The organism is Cellvibrio sp. pealriver, assembly GCF_001183545.1.
Lineage (GTDB): Bacteria > Pseudomonadota > Gammaproteobacteria > Pseudomonadales > Cellvibrionaceae > Cellvibrio.
In genome coordinates this window covers 3,561,821-3,580,701 of the sequence record NZ_KQ236688.1, presented here as the reverse complement: position 1 = coordinate 3,580,701, position 18,881 = coordinate 3,561,821, and the positions used below count along the sequence as shown (strand labels likewise).

Sequence of the window (18,881 nt, the reverse complement as noted above, 5' to 3'; positions counted from 1 at the left end):
ATCTGATTCCCTCGATTGGTTAAACATAAAGCGCTTTAAAACTTGCCGCCCCTCGCAGAGGATGCGCAAGCTGATTGTCTCTAAAAATCCGTTTCATGATTATTTTCAGCTGGTTACATTAGCAAATTAAAGCCCTTTATGCCAATTTACGATGTTTTTTTGAACAATAAGTCCCAAACTCCGTGACCCAAACGCTCCCCCCGTTTTTCAAATTTGGTAATGGGGCGGTAATCCGGGCGAGGTGCGTAGCCGGTTTCGCTGAAATCCGTAGCAAAACCTGGCGCAGCATTCATCACCTCCAGCATATGCTCGGCATAGGCCTGCCAATCTGTCGCCATATGGAATACACCACCGGTCGCCAGTTTGGGGCGCAGCTTTTGCACAAACGCAGGCTGGAGGATACGGCGCTTGTGATGCTTCTTTTTATGCCATGGATCGGGAAAATACAGCTGTAGCCGATCAATACTGCCATCGGGGATACAATCTTCCAGCACATCCATAGCATCCGCCATGTATACCCGAAGATTGCTTAACCCTTCCTGACCGGCGACATTAATCAATCGCCCAACACCGGGTGGATGCACCTCAATCCCGATGAAGTTTTTATCCAGCTCATTGCGCGCCATCTCTAACAGCGAATCACCCATACCAAAGCCAATTTCAAGCACCAGGGGCGCTTTACGGCCAAAGACTTGCTCGGGATCAATAGGGCCTTTGAACAAACTCAGCCCCAATGTTGGCCACCAGGTATCGAACGCGTTTTTCTGGCCAACGGTTATACGGCCTGCGCGGATCACAAAGCTACGGATCGACTTGGGTTTAAATTCAGGTTTGATTAAAAACCCTTCTTCGCCCGATTCCAGATCAGGCGTTAACTCAGGTAATTCAGACATAAAAGCTACAGTTATGGAGTAAAAGGAATTAGTCGGCCGGACGAACACGCCATGCGGCGAACATCAGCGATAACCAACCGAACAAAAAACAAAGACCACCTAAGGGTGTAATTGGCCCCAACCAGCCTGGAGCACCCAACGCCAGTGCGTAGAGGCTGCCACTAAATAAAAGGTTGCCCAGTATAAAGGCTAGGCCCGCTGCTTTTAACCCTGGTGTTGCAGGTTTGTGGTGTAGCCAAAGAGCAACCAACAACAACGCCAAGGTGTGGTACATCTGATATTGCACACCGGTTTTCACCACATCTATCGCTCTGGGTGATAGGACTTGCTGGAGCCCATGGGCAGCAAAAGCACCTATAACCACTGCGAAAAAACCGCTAATAGCGGCGATCATCAGAAAAAATCGCGCCATATGACACCTTAAAATGACGTTTTATAAATCGATAGAAATAAAAAAGCCGCGCTAAGCGCGGCTTTTCGGGATGCATAGCCGTTAGGATCAGGCTTCCAACATCATAGTTTTGACCTTGTTCATGGCATTTTTTTCCAGCTGGCGAATACGCTCAGCAGAAACACCATATTCAGCAGCCAAATCGTGCAGAGTCGCTTTGTCATCATTTAACCAGCGGCGCTGCAGAATAACACGGCTGCGGTCATCCAGTTTTTCCAGCGCTTTTTCCAAACTGTTGACGTTGGACTCCTCCCAGTTGGACTCTTCCAGGCGCACAGCAGGATCATAACGGTTATCTTCAAGGTAATGTGCGGGTGCTACATAGCCATCATCTTCGTCATCTTCACCGGCATCAAAACCAGCGTCGTAAGAGGCCAAACGGCCTTCCATTTCACGCACTTGTTTGACGTCTACCCCCAAATCCGCCGCAACGGCCTGGGCTTCATCGTTGCTCAACCATGCCAGACGCTTCTTGGCACCGCGCAGGTTGAAAAACAATTTGCGCTGGGCTTTGGTAGTGGCGATTTTGACGATACGCCAGTTTTTCAGGATGAACTCATGAATTTCAGCTTTGATCCAGTGCACCGCGAAAGACACCAGACGGACGCCTTTATCGGGATCAAAACGTTTGACCGCTTTCATCAAACCAACGTTACCTTCCTGTACCAGATCGCCCAATGGCAAACCGTAGCCATTGTAAGAACGTGCGATATGCACCACAAAGCGCAAATGCGCCATAACTAACTTGCGGGCGGCATCAAGGTTACCGTTGTTGACCAGATCGCGTGCCAGTTCTTGCTCTTCTTCGACACTGAGGACAGAAAAACTACTGACCGCCTGAACATAGGCATTCAGGTTTGCGCCGGGGGCGAGAATGCCGATAGGCTGCAGACTTGTGCTTGTGCTCATGTTTACCTCCACATTCGATATGACCCGAGTCTATCATCGAGTATTGGTTGCGCCAATAGCGCAAAAGTTCACTTTACGTGGATATTGCGCCTCTAATCAGCGCTATAAAAATAATCAATCACCGCGGTTGTATTTGGTACAGATGGCGCGCCACTGCAATCCATGCTCCTAGCAACCCCGTTAATCCCGCCAACAGCACCAATTGCAAACTCTCTATTAAGCCTAGGCCGTGTAAACGAAAGCTGCTTTGATACAGATCAGCAAGCTGCGCAACAGGCGCAGATAACCACCAAAAACCAGCGGCCAACAAGAGCGACGCCACTATGCCTCCGCCCACCCCAAACCACAGGCCGGTATATAAGAAGGGGCGACGGACATAGGCATCGGTTCCACCTACCAACTTCACGACCAAAATTTCATCGCGGCGCGCTTCGATTGCCATGCGGATGGTATTGCCAATCACCAACAAGACCCCCAACACCAACAATCCCGCCAACGCCACTACAAAACGTTCAGCTACTGCGATGAACTGGTGAAGGCGCTTGACCCACAGCATATCCAGACGGACATCGGCCACCAGAGACTCAGCAATCAACGCCTGTTGCAGTGAAGTCAGGGCATCCGGTGCATTGCCACCAATTTTGGGTTTGATCAGGATCACCGCGGGCAAAGGATTTTCATCAAGGTGGCTGGCAAGCTCGCCCAACCCCGAGCCCTGCTTGAATTCTTCCAGAGCCTGCTCGGGCGATACATAGGTCGCGAGTGCAACATCCGGCCGCTGCGCCCAGCGCGTGCGCAAATCCTGCGCCTGAACGGCGGTCGCTTCTTTCTTCAGAAACACCGATATTTGGCTGGAGTCCTGCCATGTATGGCCAATTTGCTGCACATTGTTAAACACCACAAATAATGCCGCCGGCAGGGCGATCGCAATTGCAATCACGAGCCAGGTCATTGCGCTTTGCAGGGGCGTTTCAAGCATACGCAACAGACTTTCAATCGCCGAGCTGCTGTGGTGTGCATACCAGGCATCAAACTTGTCGCGCCACGACATCTGGCTCTGCACTGCACCCTGTGGGCGCGCAGGCTCTGCACGTGGCACTTCACGGCGCACACGGTCAGGGCGCGCCGTAGCACCATTGCTCCCCATACGGTTAGGACGGCGCTCGGGCCTTGAACGATTCGGACCACTCACCACAGCACCCCGTCATGTACCAATTTGCCCTGCACCAAACCCAGTACGCGTTTGTTCATGCGCCTGAGCAATTCCACATCGTGGGTGGCGATCATCACTGTCGTGCCCACCTCATTAAATTGGCGGAACAGCGTCATGATTTCGTTGGATAACTCCGGATCCAGATTACCTGTAGGCTCATCCGCCAATAACAGGGTCGGCTTGTTTACTACCGCACGGGCAATACCGACCCGCTGCTGTTCGCCACCGGATAACACCACCGGGTTTGAGCGCTCTTTATCGAGCAGGTCAACCTTATCCAAGGCCGCGCGCACGCGCTTACCGATCTCCTGATGCGGATAACCCGCAACTTGCAGTGGCAATGCGACGTTATCGTACACAGTGCGATCGAATAACAACTGGTGATTTTGGAAAACCACGCCGATGTTGCGGCGAAAATAAGGCAACTGGCTTTTGGGCAAACGCGCCAAATGATGCCCATCGACATACACATTGCCGTTGGAAGGTTGCTCCATGAGCATAATCAGCTTCATCAGGGTGCTTTTACCCGCCCCCGAGTGCCCGGTAAGAAAGAGCATTTCCCCCGCCTGCACTTCAAAATCCACGCGCGCCAGCGCTTCGTAGCCGGTGTCGTAACGCTTGCTTACGGTTTCAAATCGAATCACAACAAACCCTGTTCTTTAAAAGATTAAGATGCGTCAGTCTGATTAAAAAGTGCTTTGATAAAAGGCTCGGCTGCAAACGGTTGCAGATCATCAATCGCCTCTCCTACACCGATAAACCTCACCGGCAGCGCAAACTTTTTACTCAGCGCAAAAATCACCCCGCCCTTGGCCGTACCATCGAGCTTGGTTAGCACCAAACCGGTAACGCCTGCTGCATCGCGGAACTGTTCAGCTTGGTTGACCGCATTCTGGCCAGTACCGGCATCCAACATCAGCAACACCTCATGCGGCGCTGAACCGTCGATTTTGGCCATCACGCGCTTGACCTTCGACAACTCATCCATCAAATGGTTTTTATTGTGCAATCTGCCTGCAGTATCGGCGATGATCACATCAATTCCACGCGCTTTAGCGGCATTCAATGCGTCATAAATAACCGAGGCAGAATCTGCACCTGTGTGCTGGGCGATGACCGGCACATTGTTGCGCTCACCCCAGACTTGCAACTGTTCGACCGCTGCCGCACGGAAAGTATCCCCCGCCGCCAACATGACTTTTTTGCCTTCGTTTTGCAGGCGCTTGGCCAATTTACCGATAGTGGTGGTCTTGCCCACGCCATTCACCCCCACCACCAAAATGACATAAGGCTGCTTAGTGCTATCGATCACCAGCGGCTGTTCAACCGGACGCAACACGTCCGTCAGTTGGTCGCGCAGCGCCTTATAAAGTGCATCGACATCATTGAGTTGCTTGCGCGCTACGCGGGCGGTGAGACTATCGATAATTTCACTGGTCGCTTCCATTCCCACATCGGCGACGAGCAACTGGGTTTCCAGTTCCTCAAACAGGTCTTCATCGATGGTTTTGCGGCCCAGAAAGAGATTGCCCAAACCCTCGGCAAAATGGCTGCTGGTGCGGCTAAGCCCCTGCTTGATGCGGGCAAAAAAACCCAATTTGGCAGGCTTTTCAGCCGGAACCGGTGCAGGCTCCGGTTCCGCCTGTGCAGGAGCAGATGCTGGCGCAGCCTCAACAATCGTCGCAGGTGCCTCTTCTGCAACTGGCGCTAGCGGCTCAGCAGGAGTTTCCGTAGTGGTATCGGGTTTATCGGATTTTTTAAACAGATTGAAAAACATAGTCGTGTCTTGGATATGAACTGAAGACTGAAATGAGGGGCGCAGACAGGATTGTGATTCTGCAAACGCAATAAAGCCGCTATCCTACCACTTCTGATCTGCTGATAGAGAAATGCCTTGTCCAAACCTGTCGCAAAAACAACCAACCGCAAGCCTGCTGGCAGCAACCAACTGCGCATCATTGGCGGCTTATGGCGTGGGCGCAAGCTCAGCTTTCCCGATGTTGACGGGCTGCGCCCCACCGGAGACCGCATCCGCGAAACCCTGTTTAACTGGCTGGCACCGGATATTCAGGGTGCACGCTGCCTGGATTTGTTTGCCGGCTCAGGAGCGTTGGGGTTGGAAGCGCTATCACGCGGGGCAGAATCCAGTCTGATGCTGGAGAAAAATGCACTCGCCGCGCAGCATCTCAGAAACCACCTACAGTTGCTAAATGCCAGCAACGGACAGGTCGAGCATACAGACAGTCTTCAATGGCTCACGCAACAACAAGCCCCCCACCCATTCGACATTATTTTCATCGACCCTCCCTTTAGCCTTAGTTTATGGGAAGCGGTGGCTAATACCCTGGAAAGCGGTGGATGGCTGGCAGATGAGGCAATTATCTACCTTGAAGCACCGCGCGACGCGCGACTCCAACTACCTGTCAGTTGGCAATTGTACCGCGACAAGCACGCCGGTCAGGTCAGCTATCGCCTGTATCATCGCCATACAACATCCGATAACGGCTAAGCCAAATACCAACTACACTAAAATCCCGCAGATGGTGCATTTGCTGGCGAGCCAGCAGCGAATTTTGTACCATGCGCCCCCCGCCGGACGGCATCCCAACGGAATAATCCTATGCGCACAGTGGTCTACCCTGGCACTTTCGACCCTATCACCAACGGCCACATTGATCTGGTGGAGCGCGCTTGTCGCCTGTTCGATAAAGTGATCGTGGCAGTTGCTGCCAGCAATCGCAAAAATCCACTATTTACACTGGAAGAGCGCGTCGCGCTGGCGCAAGAAACACTTGCACACCTGCCCAACGTCAGCGTGTGCGGGTTCGATATTTTGCTGGTGGAATTTGTGCGGCAACAGAATGCCCAGGCGGTATTGCGCGGCTTACGTGCGGTGTCGGATTTTGAATATGAATTCCAGTTAGCCAATATGAACCGCGCGCTGGCTCCCAGCATGGAAAGTATCTTTCTCACACCGGCAGAACACCTTTCTTATATTTCGTCGTCAATCGTGCGTGAAATCGCCTTTTTGGGCGGCGATGTCAGCAAGTTCGTGGCAGGCCCGGTCGAGGCGGCACTGCAGCGCAAGTTTGGCCGATAGCCGCTCTTATTTCTGGCAATCCACGCAATAGACAGTGGTGCGGTCATTCATCCGCACCTCTTTCAAGGCTTTTTTGCAGCGTGTACAAGGCTCACCACCACGGCCATATACCAATAACTGTTGCTGAAAATAACCGGGCTTGCCGTCGCCTCCGACAAAATCGCGCAATGTTGTCCCACCCTGATCGATCGACCGCTGTAAGACAAATTTGATGTCCCGCACCAGATCTTCGCAATTTTTACGCGTCAGCGAGCCTGCTTTACGGATAGGTTTGATACCCGCCATAAACAGCGATTCATTGGCGTAGATATTCCCCACACCCACCACGATTTTGCTATCCATGATGAATTGCTTGATCGCCTGGGTTCGCTTGCGGCTACGCAGGTACAGGTAGTCCGCTGAGAAAGTATCCGTTAATGGCTCCGGCCCCAGATCTGTCAGTAATTTATGGGTTGAAGGATCACCTTCTACCCACAATAAGCAGCCAAAACGACGCGGATCGGCGTAGCGCAGGGCGATTTTTCCAAACACCATATCAAAGTGGTCATGGAACAGGGGCGGCTCATCTGCGTTGACGATACGCAAACTGCCCGACATCCCCAAATGAACCAGCGCATGGCCATTGCCAAAATCCAGCAATAAATACTTGCCGCGCCTGTGCGCAGAAAGCAGCCGCCGATTGCGGAGCAACTCTGCCACATTATCCGGAATTGGCCAGCGCAGGCGCGGCTGGCGAATGACAATCTCTGTCACTTTGTGCCCGACAAGGTGGGGCGCTATGCCGCGCAGGGTAGTTTCGACTTCGGGTAACTCGGGCATCTCAATTCCTGATTTTCATGGCCAAAAGCGCCATGCTATAGGTTGGATAGAACAAAATCATGCTGGCGTGGCGCAATTTTCATTAAACACAGCGTAAATGTTATTAGCTTGGCGTGGAAAACTACACAGTGTCGCCTAGAATCTCATACGTGAGTCGCATCACACTTTATTGAGAACTAGCTCGCAAAATCGAGCAGATTTGGCGCGCAAGTTGCTGAGTGGAGATGCTGGCAAAACCCAGAGGTAGCGGGTGCAAGCCACAACCGGTGTATCGAGACCGACGGCAGTCCAATCTGCCGGGGTTCAATTATCTTCTGGAGCATTCATTTGATGAAAAAACTGTTTTTGCTGTTTTCTTTACTTGTCGCAGCCAACGCTGTGCAAGCGCTACCGATTGTTTCACTGTCCAACGCAGGTGATGTAACCACGTCAGTCACTGGCGCAACGACGATCGATTTTAACAGTGGTTGCGGCTACGCGACCTGCAGCGGCGATTTTGCCTTGGTCAATGGCAGCCAAAGCGGTCTTTATGCCCAGCCTTTTGGTGTCAACTCTCAATACCTGAGCGTACCTAACCCATCGCCCACCACCCAGCGCGCCAGTTTTACCCTGGGCACGACCGCGGATTACTTCGGGCTCTTTTGGGGTTCAATTGATAGCTACAACTTCATCCGCTTTTATTTGGGCAACGATCTTGTCGCCAGCTATTCAGGCAGTGATATTGTTGGCAAGTTCGCCGATGGCAACCAGTTGAGCCTTAACTCAAACCGCTACATCAATTTCACTTTTTCGGGCGAGAGTTTTGACCGCGTAGATTTAGTGAGCAATGGTTTTGCCTTTGAAAGCGATAACCACGCGTTCAAAACGCTGGTGTCTGTGACTGAACCCAGCACGGTTTTGTTACTGTTGATGGGTTTGACCGGATTGTTTTTCGCGCGTCGTCAGGTGCGCAGCAGCTGCCGTTATTAAGTATGTTGCATAAAAAACCGCCGGGCAGACCAACTCTCCCCGGCGGTTTTTTATTGGCATGATCAATCGCCCTGAATGACTAATGACTGGTTGCGCTAAAGCGCATCATCAGATTCAGCTGGTTCACAATCAATTGGAATTCTTCAAACTGGCGGGCACTGAACGCTCCTGTTTCAGCATCGGCATAAGCCAGTGCCATCAGGCGTTTATTTAATAGCAGTGGCGCAAGAAAAATTGCACCGCTCGCGCCCATGGCTTGTAAAGCACCCACATCTTTTAGCGCCACTTCAGGGCGATACCAGAGAGCTTGTTGGCTGCGTAAAAACTCATGCAACAACTCACCTTTGCGCAATTGCTCAACATTAATTTTGACTTTCTGTCGCCACAAATGCGTTCCTTTACCTGCCACATAACGGACATCCAGGGTTTTGCTTTTATGATCCACCACTAAAATCGCTATGCGCGCAATACTTGCGCCTTCGTGCAGAGCGGCAAGCGACAACTGGGTTATCTGGGGAAGATTTTCGCCCGCCAACATAGCCTTGTGGATCTGGTTGAGTTGTTGCTGGAAGAAGTAATCGGGTTTTTCTGCCGACACTTCTTTTTCTTCGATCACTGCCGGATCTGGCAGTGCGCTGATCAGCACATCCACACCGTAAATTTTGGCAATTACCGATGCCTCATCCGCCATCATCAGGATTTGTTTTTTAGCGGCATCTTGTGAAATTTTGCACAGGCTGGCGGTCTGTTGGGCGAGCTTTTGCATCTCTGTACTTTTCATGCCGCGCTCGATGTAAATACTGATCTGGCTGCCCAGATTGACAGCCCGCGCGGCCGGACTGGAATGAACGTGATTCTCGCAAGCCTCGCTCAGCAAATCGCCCAGCGTCCAATCTTTAATCAGTTGGCGCGACAGCAAACTGGTATCCACCCCCAGATATTCAATCGCCAGGCTGTGTTCCGACTGGGGTTCTTGATCGCGCGCCTCGATAAAGTCTTCGACTATTTTGCGCCCGGTTGAGATCAATGCTAATTCGCTGATGTTGCGCAACAGCGCCGCAATAAACACCTGCTCTTTTTTGTCGCCATCCAAAAACGGCACCATCGCCTTGGCCTGCACTGCGGCGTGAAAAGAGCGCGCCAGACTTTTAATCAACTGCAGCTTGGGTTTACCTTGCAGGAAATTTTCGATCAGCGTCGTGGCAAGGGTGATGTTGCGGAGATTGACAAAACCCAGATGGACAATCGCGCGTGATACCGTCTTGATCGACGCAAATGACGGATTGTAATGCACAGAATTAGCAATTTTTAGCACTTTTGAAGTGAGATCAGCATCGCGCAGAATGATTTTGGTCAGATCTTCAGCGCGACATTTCTCATTTTCACTTAGCTCGCAAATTTCCCGTACCACCGCATTTAAGGTGGGCAACTCCTGTTCAGCAAGGGTATCCATCCACTCTTGTAAACCACGTGGGTTCGTCATACTGGCACCGGTGCACTCTCTCAACCAAAGTAATTATTCTGTGTTGAGTGTAGTTCAGCGCCGTCATGGCGTTGCCCTGGATGGTAATTTCTTTGCAATAAAAAACCCGGCGCTGGTTAACCAAGGCCGGGTTTTTAAAGCAGATCAAGTAATTACTTGATTTTGCCTTCTTTGTAGACCACGTGCTTACGCACAACTGGATCGTACTTTTTGATTTCCATCTTTTCTGGCATGGTACGCTTGTTCTTGTCAGTGGTGTAGAAGTGACCAGTACCAGCAGAAGAGTTCAGACGAATTTTTTCGCGCATGACTAAGCTCCTAATTACACTTTGTGGCCGTTGGCACGAACATCAGCCAACACAGCGTCAATGCCGCGCTTGTCGATGATACGCATACCTTTTGGAGTCAGACGCAGAGTCACGAAACGCTTCTCAGCTTCTACCCAAAAACGGTGAGATTGCAGGTTTGGCAAAAAACGACGCTTGGTGTGGTTTTTTGCGTGGGAAACATTGTTGCCGGTAATTGGACGTTTACCAGTAACTTGACATACCTTGGACATTTTATTGCCTCATTAAAAATCAGCGCGCTAAGCTGGAAGCGCTGTGTTAGAACCGTCAAACAGACTAACAACCAGCCTAGAGCATTGTTGTAAGCAGCCTATTCTTTCCTAAACGCGGGTTAAATCAGGATCGGAGCAGCAAATTCCAGAGGGAAATTCGCGCTGAAATGACGCTCTTTTAATACGTCGTCACAACCCTGCCGCAAAGAGCCGCGTTTTATACCAAAACAGCCCCGCAATAGCAACGAGAAGCTGATTTTTTAGCCAAAAAACTGCTGTTTTCCTTAGGAAGATAGGATTCAGAAGATTTTGGCTGGAAAAACGGCGGGTTTGCAGTTACCAAATCCGGGCTGCCTCATAAACCATTTGCTAACCATCCACCACAAGGCAATTGCGCCCGCTATTTTTGGCTCGGTAAAGTGCATTATCGACACGACGTAAAATAGTTTCTATTGCCTGATCCTGCGGTTGGATCAAACTCAAACCCATACTGGCAGTGACGACCAATGGTGGGTGGCTTTCGGGCAGGAAATTACCGCTTGCAATGGCCTGGCGCAAACGCTCGGCGATGACATTAGCGACATCCAATGCCGTATTCGGCAGTAACAATGCGAACTCTTCCCCGCCAAAACGGGCAAACAGATCACCTTCACGCAAATGCGCCATGGCGTGATGAGCAATGCCGCGCAACACCTCATCGCCCGCGATATGGCCAAAACGGTCATTGATAGTTTTAAAATGATCAACATCCATCAGCACTACCGCAACAGGTGTTTGTCGCTCCCTGAAACTCGCTAATGACAGGGTTAGAGCATCCAGTAACTTGCGGCGATTGTAAGCACCAGTGAGCTCATCCGTCTCGCTCAGCAGTTGCAGTTTTGCTTCAAGCTGGTGACGACGAGTGATATTACAGGCGACCCATACCACGGCGCGCTCATTATTAACCGGTGTAGCCAAGGGTTGGACTCGCCCCTCAAACCAGATCTCACCCTCCGGCCCTTGTTGAGTATCCAAACCGTCCACATCGGCCCCCGCCAAACCATATTCAACGATCCGCAGTTGGTTCTGCTCCAACGTGATCTTGATTTGTTCCAAAAACCAATCGGCTTTGGCTTTTGGCAGGACGTCGTAGAGGCTGAAATCCACCAGGTGCGCACCATCGTGATAATGCTGGCGATCCTTGCCACCAATTAATGCCGCATAACGCCCGGATTCCGTCAGTACAAAAACCGGATCGGGTAAGGCAGACAGCATGTCCAGAAGAATGTCCAAATGGTTAGTCACAACAATCATCCAATATCAATGTGGAGTGATAAGACTTTCGTAGTCGATGCAGGCATAGCAGCGCGGCAAAGCACTGCAGAATCTGGCACTCAAATTAACATCATACGGGTGATAGGCACCAGCAGTTCATACGCGCAATCTTCATACGCACAATCACAGTAGTCCGCGCTCCGCAAACGAAACAACTTCTTCATTGCCCACCACCATATGATCCAACACACGCACATCGACCAAATCCAGGGCGGCGATAATCCGCTGGGTAATCCGTTGGTCAGCCTGGCTAGGTTCAGCCACACCGCTAGGATGATTGTGGCTGAGAATAACACTCGCCGCATTGTGCGCCAGGGATCGTTTGACCAGTTCGCGCGGATATACCGCGGCACCGTCTATCGTCCCGAAAAATAATTCTTCGTAGGCAATCAAGCGGTTTTGATTATCCAGAAACAGCACCGCAAATACCTCACGCTGTTGATGGCGCAGCTGGGCACTCAAATACTGGCGAACCAAATCCGGGCTAGTGAGTAAATCACCCGCTTTCATCGCCGCCGACAAGTGCCGTCGCCCCATCTCCAACACAGCCTGCAATTGGGCATATTTGGCGTTACCCAGCCCAAGCCCCTTGCAGAAGTCGGTTTGCGATGCCTCCAGCAGCTGGCGCAAGCCGCCGTATTGCTGCAGCAACTCGCGGGCAAGATCTACCGCTGATTTACCGACACAGCCGACCCGAAGGAAAATGGCCAGCAATTCAGCGTCTGACAATGCACGGGGACCAAGGGACAATAATTTTTCACGGGGACGTTCGGCGGCAGGCCAATTGGCAATCGACATAGACAGCTCCTTGTATGCGATGTGGATATTCCTTCAGGACAGGTATTTATTGCCGGCAGCACCCGCTCCCGGCAATACGAAAATGCAGCCAAGAATGTTATCTTAACCAGCTTGCGTCAAGCCCTGCATGGCTATCGCCGTTAGCGACCAATTACTGTCAGGCTCATACCAGACAAGATCGCTGCGTGTACTATTATTCATCGACCCTCACCGATTTACTGCCAGCCGGGGCTGCACCACACCATGACATCAACTGCAACGCTGTCGCTTGCCAACAAACAGATACTGCTCGGTGTGACCGGTGGTATCGCCGCCTATAAAAGTGCCGATCTGGTACGTCGCCTGCAAGACGCAGGCGCTCGCGTGCAAGTTGTGATGACCCCTGCTGCGCAGGAATTTATCACTCCGCTGACGATGCAGGCGCTGTCGGGTAATCCGGTGCATACGCAGCTGCTTGATCCGGAAGCTGAAGCAGGCATGGGCCATATCCAGTTGGCGCGCTGGGCGGATTTAGTGCTGATCGCACCGGCGACGGCTGATTTTATCGCGCGCCTTAGCCAAGGCATGGGCAACGACCTGCTCACCAGCATTTGCCTTGCCACCGCAGCACCCATTGCGCTGGCACCGGCGATGAACCAGGGTATGTGGCATAACGCAGCAACCCAAGCCAATCTGGAACTGCTGCGCACGCGAAAAATCCATTTGTTCGGCCCCGCCGATGGCGGACAAGCCTGTGGCGATATAGGCCCGGGGCGGATGCTTGAGCCGCTGCAACTGGTCGATGCAGCAGCAAGCCTGTTCACGACGGGCAGTCTCGCGGGCAAAAAAGTAGTCATCACCGCAGGGCCCACCCGCGAAGCTCTCGATCCGGTGCGCTACCTGAGCAACCACAGCTCCGGCAAAATGGGTTACGCAATTGCACAGGCTGCCGCTGAAGCCGGTGCCCGGACCATCCTCATCAGCGGCCCAACCCAGCTCGCAACACCGGCGCGGGTAACACGCATCGATGTTGTGAGTGCAAATGAGATGCTGGATGAAAGCCTGAAAGCCGCCGAGGGTTGCGATTTGTTTATCGCCGCCGCCGCCGTTGCCGATTACCGCCCGGCACAGCAGGCATCGCAAAAAATTAAAAAAGGCGCGAGCGATACCATGATGCTGGAATTGGTGAAAAACCCCGACATAGTCGCCAGCATCGCGAGCCTTAATCCCAAACCTTTTGTAGTCGGCTTTGCTGCGGAAAGCGAAAATCTGCTTGAGCATGCGCGCGCAAAATTAACGCGCAAAAATGTGGATCTGATTGTCGCAAACAATATCAGTGATAGCCGGATTGGTTTTAATAGTGACGACAATGCCGTGACCTTGGTGGATGCCAATTCCACTACAGAGATTAGCCAGCGCAGTAAACAACAGCTGGCGCGCGAATTGATCGCCCATTTTGCACAAACAATAACGACGTCATAAACACCCGTCATTTGTGTTTATGGCAAACCATTCAGGGTTTAGTTAAACGAAAAGGTACGCAAGTGAATCCACAGGATCCATTAAAAAGTAAAGCTGACACTGCACCGCATCTTTCACGCAGCGCCCAACGCGCACTGGAAGCAGCCAAACGCAAAGCCGCCATCCAACAAAAAGTGTTATTAATTTTGTTGGGTATTGCATTGGTCATTAATGCCATCATCGGGTTTGTGCTTTACCAGAAAATGGTCGTCAAACAGCAGCAACTGAATTTGAGTAACCTGACGCAAGAGGTAGCCGCCGAAAGAAGCAAAGCCTTATCGCGTTATCTACAACAACAAACTGCCGCTATTGATCAATTGGCAGCAGAGCCGGAGTTGTCTGCAATATTGGATTTCACCAATCCCGAAAATACACCGGAAGCACGCGAACAGCTGGAACAAAAATGGCAGCAAGCCACGGCTGGCATACTCAAGCTTCGTTTAATTCCAATAGGCAGTGCAGAACTTGATCGCGAAGCTGAATTTCCCATTCGCTATGCAGAACTGGATTTGATCCAACGCACCGAAAAACGCGAAGCAACACTGCCTGAATTGGTACAGATTAATAATCGCTGGATGTTCAATTGGACGCGTCCATTACCTGCCACCGGGAAAGAGACTCCCTTGGGCAGTTTAATGGTGACGACCGATGCAACTGAATTGCTAAATATACTCAACACATCGGAACAAGCACTGGGCGAATTTATTCTGCTGCAACAATTTGCAGGAAGCCCCGCACAACTGGTCGCAAAAATTGGATCAGGTACCGCAGGCAGCAGCATGCAAAATAATGTTGCAGGAAGTTATCTCGTGGTTAAATTCACACCCTCTGAACATTTATTACAACGCGCAGAAGAATTGCCCGCACTTTGGCTGACAGTAATCAGTGTGATTGTGGCAGGCAGTCTGGCGCTGGTGTGGTTCCTCAGCAAAATATTGGTACGCGCTGAATTGGGGGACGACAAATCCACTGCTGCCCCACTATTGGCTGACGTCACCAAGACCCGTAAAGAATCTGTCGATGCAAGCGATGCAATGACCGATCCGCTATTCCAAAAGCAGGATATCCTCGATATTGCAGTAATCGATGAAGATGAAAATATTCTCGGTTTACAATCCGCATCCGGTAAAAAATCCAACACGGGCTCGCGCACGAAAATTAATGAAGATTCTATACCGGCTGAAATTTTCCGCTCTTACGACATCCGTGGTTTAGTCGGCAGCCAAATTACACCTGAGTTTGCACAGCTACTTGGTCAGGCCATTGGCAGTGAAGCCATTGATCAAGGCGAACAAAATATTGTTGTCGCACGCGATGCACGCACTCACAGCGAATCATTAACACAAGCCTTGGTGCGCGGCATTTTGCGCACCGGCTGCAATGTCATCAACATTGGTGTGGTACCTACACCACTAATGTATTTTTCAACATTTCATTTTGACGATACCAGCAGTGGCGTAATGGTAACGGCCAGCCACAATCCCAAAGAATATAACGGCTTTAAGGTGGTGATGAATAATCGCGCACTCGCTGATGATGCAGTGACTGATTTGCGCGCCCGCATTATTGGCCAGCGTTTTCATCAAGGGCTTGGAGAAGAAACTCCGCGCACGATTATCCCCGACTATATCGATCGTATTTTTTCCGATGTTGCACTTGCGGGGAATGTTTCTGTTGTGATCGACGCGGGCAATGCTGTCACAGGTATAGTCGCACCCGCATTGTTTGAAGAACTTGGTTGCGAGGTAATTCCATTATTCTGCGATCTTGATGGCGAATTCCCCAACCACGATCCCGATCCAACGATTGAAAAAAATCTGCAGCACCTGATTGCTAAAGTTCAAGAAACCAATGCCGACATCGGCGTTGCATTTGATGGCGATGGTGATCGTCTGGTGGTTGTCACACCCAAAGGCGATATCATTTGGCCAGACCGCTTATTGATGCTATTTGCAAAAGATATTCTTGCACGCAACCCAGGTGCCGACGTGTTATTTGATGTGAAATGTTCACGCCAATTGAATCAGGTCATTAGCAGCTATGGCGGGCGGCCTATTATGTGGAAGACTGGTCACTCGCCCATGAAAGCAAAAATGGAAGAGACCCAGGCATTAATTGGCGGCGAATATTCCGGCCACATTTTTATCAAAGACCGCTGGTATGGTTTTGATGATGGCATTTACGCCATGGCGCGCCTGCTGGAAATTATCACCCTACGCGACCAGAAAATTGACGATATCTTTGCTGCTTTTCCACAACTGCTGATAACACCGGAAATCAAAATCCCGGTTGCGGAGCAAGATAAATTTGCACTTATTGCCAAACTCAGTGACGGTGGCGATTTTGCTAACGGCACAGCGACCACCATTGATGGGCTGCGCATAGACTACACCAAAGGTTGGGGGTTGGTACGCGCATCCAATACATCACCTGCACTCACGCTTCGCTTTGAAGCGGAATCAGCAGAAGCATTGGAAAAAATCCAGCAAATATTCAAACGCGAATTGTTAAAAGTGGATAAAACTTTAGCGATTCCTTTTTAATTTTTAATTTTTAATTTTTAATTTTTACAACAGGATTATTTTTTATGTCATTAAACCGTGAATCAGCAATGAATATTGCCAACGTACTTACCGAAGCCCTGCCTTACATCCAGCGCTTTACCGGCAAAACAGTCGTCGTTAAGTTTGGTGGCAACGCAATGGAAGGCGAAGAGCTACAAAATAGTTTTGCGCGTGACATAGTACTGATGAAATTAGTGGGCATGAATCCGGTAGTGGTGCACGGCGGAGGCCCACAAATTGGCAGCTTGCTGGAAAAACTTAATATCAAATCAGAATTTATCAACGGCATGCGCGTGACCGACAGCGCCACTATGGATGTCGTAGAAATGGTGCTGGGCGGTACGGTAAATAAACAAATTGTGAGTTTGATTAACCGCAATGGCGGTCAGGCAATTGGCTTGACCGGTAAAGATGGCAAGCTGATCCGCGCAAAAAAATTAACCGTAACACATAAAACACCGGAAATGCTTGCACCGGAGATTCTGGATATTGGCCATGTCGGCGAAGTCGAAAACGTCAACACATCCGTCATCGATATGCTGATCAATAGCGATTTTATTCCTGTGATTGCCCCTATTGGCGTGGGTGAAGATGGTGCTTCCTACAACATCAATGCCGATTTGGTTGCCGGAAAAATTGCGGAGTTCCTGCGCGCAGAAAAATTAATGCTGCTCACCAATGTATCCGGCCTGCAAGATAAGCAAGGTAAAGTGTTGACCGGTTTAAGCACCGAACAAGTAGACGGCTTGATTGCCGACGGCACTATTTACGGCGGCATGTTGCCAAAAATTGCGTGCGCACTTGATGCAGTAAAAGCGGGTGTCACCAGTGCGCATATTATTGATGGGCGTGTCGATCATGCTGTGTTGTTGGAAATTTTTACCGATGCGGGCGTCGGTACATTAATTACCAATAAAGCACGCAACGCCTAATCCTAGATGAGGATGCAACCTGTGCATCCTCGTCACTGACATGTTTTGATGCAGCGTCACGAATGGAGTCGCTATGATTAAAACCCCAAGCAAAACCCCACGCCGCCAGCAAATACTTGAGTGTCTGGCGCGCATGCTGGAGGCCAGCCCCGGTGAGCGAATCACTACGGCTGCGCTCGCCAAAGAGGTGGGCGTGTCGGAGGCGGCGTTGTATCGCCACTTTCCCAGCAAATCCAAAATGTTTGAGGGCTTAATTGAGTTTATTGAAGAGACCATTTTTTCACGTGTCACCTTAATTTTGGCGGAAGAAAAATCTGCGCTTAAGCGCTGTGAAAAAATGCTTGTGCTGCTGCTGACGTTTGCCGAGCGCAACCCCGGATTAACCCGCTTGCTGACAGGTGATGCATTGACCGGCGAGACTGAGCGTTTGCGCGTACGCATCGCGCAGTTTTTTGATCGTATCGAAACACAATTAAAACAAATTTTGCGCGAAGCAGAACTGCGTGAAGGTCTTCACCCGCAATTGCCTATCAGTGCAGCGGCTAATCTGTTAATCGCGCTGGTGGATGGGCGCATTACCGAATTTGTGCGCACCGAATTTCGCCGCCACCCGACTGAGCACTGGCAGGAGCAGTGGCAGTTGATTGCACAGGGGTTCCTTGTTCCCTCGGTAGTTCCGCAATAAAACAATGCCCATAAAAAAGCCGGCATTCGCCGGCTTTGTGTTATTTACACGGTCACTACGTGCAGTCATTACTGCGATATTTCAATAAAGCGCGCACGGTCTTCATCAAATTTCTTTTCTACCGATTCCAGCTCCGCTTCGCGCTGCTGAATTTGCAATTGGATATCTTTTTCTTCCTGTTCCAAATTACTGATATTTTTCAATAATTCATCTGGTAATGGTCGGCCACTGCGCTCGATGGCTGCCGCTTGTGTTTGATAGGTTTGCAAACGCGATCTGGCTGATGCCAAATTGGTCGTGAGAATCCCGATATTGCCGCGCAGGCTTTCAAGGTTGCGCTTTTTCGCAGCATCAATATCGGCAACATTACTGTAGCTACGGCGCAGCTGTATATCTTCGCGCTCTTGTGCTTCACGTTCCAGTCGCTCGCGATAAAGGCGTTCGCCCTCCTCGCCTTGCACAGCCGGAGGCACCACCTTGAGCACTCGTCCACTGAGCGACATCACTTCGTAACCCTTATTCACATATTCCGGTGGAACCTGGCTATTCAACACGGTAACACCATCTTTGTTTTTGTAGCGATAAATCACCTTGCCCTCTGTCTGCTGGACGGCACCGGCCCATCCAGTCACCAGCAACGCACTACAGGTTATTGCTACCAACAACAGATTACGCATCGAATTTCTCACCTC

General features: G+C 50.7%; 20 protein-coding genes. 7 read left to right on the top strand and 13 right to left on the bottom strand.

Going from position 1 to position 18,881, the window contains the following annotated elements:
- Positions 1-146 precede the first annotated feature (146 nt).
- From trmB to ftsY, 6 genes are all read right to left on the bottom strand, one after another.
- Positions 147-836, bottom strand: a complete 690-nt coding sequence (trmB, locus tag VC28_RS15645; protein ID WP_049632448.1) for a tRNA (guanosine(46)-N7)-methyltransferase TrmB — start codon at positions 834-836, stop codon at positions 147-149.
- A gap of 85 nt (positions 837-921) precedes the next feature.
- The gene (locus VC28_RS15640) at positions 922-1,305 is read right to left on the bottom strand and encodes a DUF423 domain-containing protein (protein ID WP_049631469.1); all 384 of its coding nucleotides are present in this window, start codon (positions 1,303-1,305) and stop codon (positions 922-924) included.
- A gap of 87 nt (positions 1,306-1,392) precedes the next feature.
- Complete coding sequence (rpoH, locus tag VC28_RS15635) at positions 1,393-2,253, bottom strand: RNA polymerase sigma factor RpoH (protein ID WP_049631468.1); 861 nt, start codon at positions 2,251-2,253, stop codon at positions 1,393-1,395.
- Between the two features lie 118 nt (positions 2,254-2,371).
- Entirely contained in the window at positions 2,372-3,445 is a 1,074-nt protein-coding gene (gene ftsX / locus VC28_RS15630) for a permease-like cell division protein FtsX (protein ID WP_231591787.1), read from the bottom strand.
- Positions 3,442-4,110 (bottom strand): cell division ATP-binding protein FtsE, encoded by a 669-nt coding sequence (ftsE, locus tag VC28_RS15625; RefSeq protein ID WP_049631466.1) that lies wholly within the window; start codon positions 4,108-4,110, stop codon positions 3,442-3,444. Before ftsE ends, ftsX begins: the two co-directional genes overlap by 4 nt.
- A gap of 23 nt (positions 4,111-4,133) precedes the next feature.
- Complete coding sequence (ftsY, locus tag VC28_RS15620; protein WP_049631465.1) at positions 4,134-5,243, bottom strand: signal recognition particle-docking protein FtsY; 1,110 nt, start codon at positions 5,241-5,243, stop codon at positions 4,134-4,136.
- 117 nt (positions 5,244-5,360) lie between these two features.
- Here ftsY and rsmD point away from each other — a divergent pair, with 117 nt between their 5' ends.
- Both rsmD and coaD read left to right on the top strand, forming a co-directional pair.
- Complete coding sequence (rsmD, locus tag VC28_RS15615; protein ID WP_049631464.1) at positions 5,361-5,975, top strand: 16S rRNA (guanine(966)-N(2))-methyltransferase RsmD; 615 nt, start codon at positions 5,361-5,363, stop codon at positions 5,973-5,975.
- 111 nt (positions 5,976-6,086) lie between these two features.
- Positions 6,087-6,566 (top strand): pantetheine-phosphate adenylyltransferase, encoded by a 480-nt coding sequence (gene coaD / locus VC28_RS15610; protein WP_049631463.1) that lies wholly within the window; start codon positions 6,087-6,089, stop codon positions 6,564-6,566.
- A gap of 6 nt (positions 6,567-6,572) precedes the next feature.
- Here the strand turns inward: coaD and mutM are convergent, their stop codons facing one another.
- Entirely contained in the window at positions 6,573-7,385 is an 813-nt protein-coding gene (gene mutM, locus VC28_RS15605) for a bifunctional DNA-formamidopyrimidine glycosylase/DNA-(apurinic or apyrimidinic site) lyase (RefSeq protein WP_049631462.1), read from the bottom strand.
- A 330-nt stretch (positions 7,386-7,715) separates the two neighbouring features.
- Here mutM and VC28_RS15600 point away from each other — a divergent pair, with 330 nt between their 5' ends.
- On the top strand, positions 7,716-8,354 hold the full coding sequence (locus tag VC28_RS15600; protein ID WP_049631461.1) for an Npun_F0296 family exosortase-dependent surface protein: 639 nt from the start codon (positions 7,716-7,718) through the stop codon (positions 8,352-8,354).
- 79 nt (positions 8,355-8,433) lie between these two features.
- Here VC28_RS15600 and VC28_RS15595 read toward each other — a convergent pair whose 3' ends face one another.
- The 5 genes from VC28_RS15595 to radC form a co-directional block, all read right to left on the bottom strand.
- A complete protein-coding gene (locus tag VC28_RS15595) occupies positions 8,434-9,837 on the bottom strand; it encodes an HDOD domain-containing protein (RefSeq protein ID WP_049631460.1) in 1,404 nt (467 codons plus the stop codon).
- Positions 9,838-9,989: 152 nt separating this feature from the next.
- On the bottom strand, positions 9,990-10,145 hold the full coding sequence (rpmG, locus tag VC28_RS15590; protein ID WP_012489089.1) for a 50S ribosomal protein L33: 156 nt from the start codon (positions 10,143-10,145) through the stop codon (positions 9,990-9,992).
- A gap of 14 nt (positions 10,146-10,159) precedes the next feature.
- A complete protein-coding gene (rpmB, locus tag VC28_RS15585; protein ID WP_007639320.1) occupies positions 10,160-10,396 on the bottom strand; it encodes a 50S ribosomal protein L28 in 237 nt (78 codons plus the stop codon).
- Between the two features lie 369 nt (positions 10,397-10,765).
- Positions 10,766-11,680 carry a sensor domain-containing diguanylate cyclase gene (locus VC28_RS15580; protein ID WP_197085542.1) on the bottom strand — a complete coding sequence of 305 codons (915 nt, stop codon included), beginning with the start codon at positions 11,678-11,680 and terminating at the stop codon, positions 10,766-10,768.
- Between the two features lie 153 nt (positions 11,681-11,833).
- On the bottom strand, positions 11,834-12,508 hold the full coding sequence (radC, locus tag VC28_RS15575) for a RadC family protein (protein ID WP_049631458.1): 675 nt from the start codon (positions 12,506-12,508) through the stop codon (positions 11,834-11,836).
- A 243-nt stretch (positions 12,509-12,751) separates the two neighbouring features.
- Here radC and coaBC point away from each other — a divergent pair, with 243 nt between their 5' ends.
- From coaBC to slmA, 4 genes are all read left to right on the top strand, one after another.
- Positions 12,752-13,969 carry a bifunctional phosphopantothenoylcysteine decarboxylase/phosphopantothenate--cysteine ligase CoaBC gene (gene coaBC / locus VC28_RS15570; protein WP_049631457.1) on the top strand — a complete coding sequence of 406 codons (1,218 nt, stop codon included), beginning with the start codon at positions 12,752-12,754 and terminating at the stop codon, positions 13,967-13,969.
- 62 nt (positions 13,970-14,031) lie between these two features.
- On the top strand, positions 14,032-16,551 hold the full coding sequence (locus VC28_RS20010; protein WP_049631456.1) for a phosphomannomutase/phosphoglucomutase: 2,520 nt from the start codon (positions 14,032-14,034) through the stop codon (positions 16,549-16,551).
- Positions 16,552-16,595: 44 nt separating this feature from the next.
- Positions 16,596-17,504, top strand: coding sequence for an acetylglutamate kinase (argB, locus tag VC28_RS15560; RefSeq protein WP_049631455.1), 909 nt, complete (start codon positions 16,596-16,598; stop codon positions 17,502-17,504).
- Between the two features lie 73 nt (positions 17,505-17,577).
- Positions 17,578-18,189 carry a nucleoid occlusion factor SlmA gene (gene slmA / locus VC28_RS15555; RefSeq protein WP_049631454.1) on the top strand — a complete coding sequence of 204 codons (612 nt, stop codon included), beginning with the start codon at positions 17,578-17,580 and terminating at the stop codon, positions 18,187-18,189.
- Positions 18,190-18,257: 68 nt separating this feature from the next.
- On the opposite strand, the gene VC28_RS15550 is transcribed toward slmA, so the two are convergent.
- A complete protein-coding gene (locus VC28_RS15550; RefSeq protein WP_049631453.1) occupies positions 18,258-18,866 on the bottom strand; it encodes a hypothetical protein in 609 nt (202 codons plus the stop codon).
- Between the last annotated feature and the right edge of the window lie 15 nt (positions 18,867-18,881).

Excerpts from the sequence above, each read along its gene's own strand:
- VC28_RS15640 (WP_049631469.1), bottom strand. The coding sequence starts at position 1,305 with ATGGCGCGATTTTTTCTGATGATCGCCGCTATTAGCGGTTTTTTCGCA.
- rpoH (WP_049631468.1), bottom strand. The coding sequence starts at position 2,253 with ATGAGCACAAGCACAAGTCTGCAGCCTATCGGCATTCTCGCCCCCGGC.
- ftsY (WP_049631465.1), bottom strand. The coding sequence starts at position 5,243 with ATGTTTTTCAATCTGTTTAAAAAATCCGATAAACCCGATACCACTACG.
- coaD (WP_049631463.1), top strand. The coding sequence starts at position 6,087 with ATGCGCACAGTGGTCTACCCTGGCACTTTCGACCCTATCACCAACGGC.
- mutM (WP_049631462.1), bottom strand. The coding sequence starts at position 7,385 with ATGCCCGAGTTACCCGAAGTCGAAACTACCCTGCGCGGCATAGCGCCC.
- VC28_RS15600 (WP_049631461.1), top strand. The coding sequence starts at position 7,716 with ATGAAAAAACTGTTTTTGCTGTTTTCTTTACTTGTCGCAGCCAACGCT.
- VC28_RS15595 (WP_049631460.1), bottom strand. The coding sequence starts at position 9,837 with ATGACGAACCCACGTGGTTTACAAGAGTGGATGGATACCCTTGCTGAA.
- rpmG (WP_012489089.1), bottom strand. The coding sequence starts at position 10,145 with ATGCGCGAAAAAATTCGTCTGAACTCTTCTGCTGGTACTGGTCACTTC.
- rpmB (WP_007639320.1), bottom strand. The coding sequence starts at position 10,396 with ATGTCCAAGGTATGTCAAGTTACTGGTAAACGTCCAATTACCGGCAAC.
- radC (WP_049631458.1), bottom strand. The coding sequence starts at position 12,508 with ATGTCGATTGCCAATTGGCCTGCCGCCGAACGTCCCCGTGAAAAATTA.
- coaBC (WP_049631457.1), top strand. The coding sequence starts at position 12,752 with ATGACATCAACTGCAACGCTGTCGCTTGCCAACAAACAGATACTGCTC.
- argB (WP_049631455.1), top strand. The coding sequence starts at position 16,596 with ATGTCATTAAACCGTGAATCAGCAATGAATATTGCCAACGTACTTACC.
- slmA (WP_049631454.1), top strand. The coding sequence starts at position 17,578 with ATGATTAAAACCCCAAGCAAAACCCCACGCCGCCAGCAAATACTTGAG.
- VC28_RS15550 (WP_049631453.1), bottom strand. The coding sequence starts at position 18,866 with ATGCGTAATCTGTTGTTGGTAGCAATAACCTGTAGTGCGTTGCTGGTG.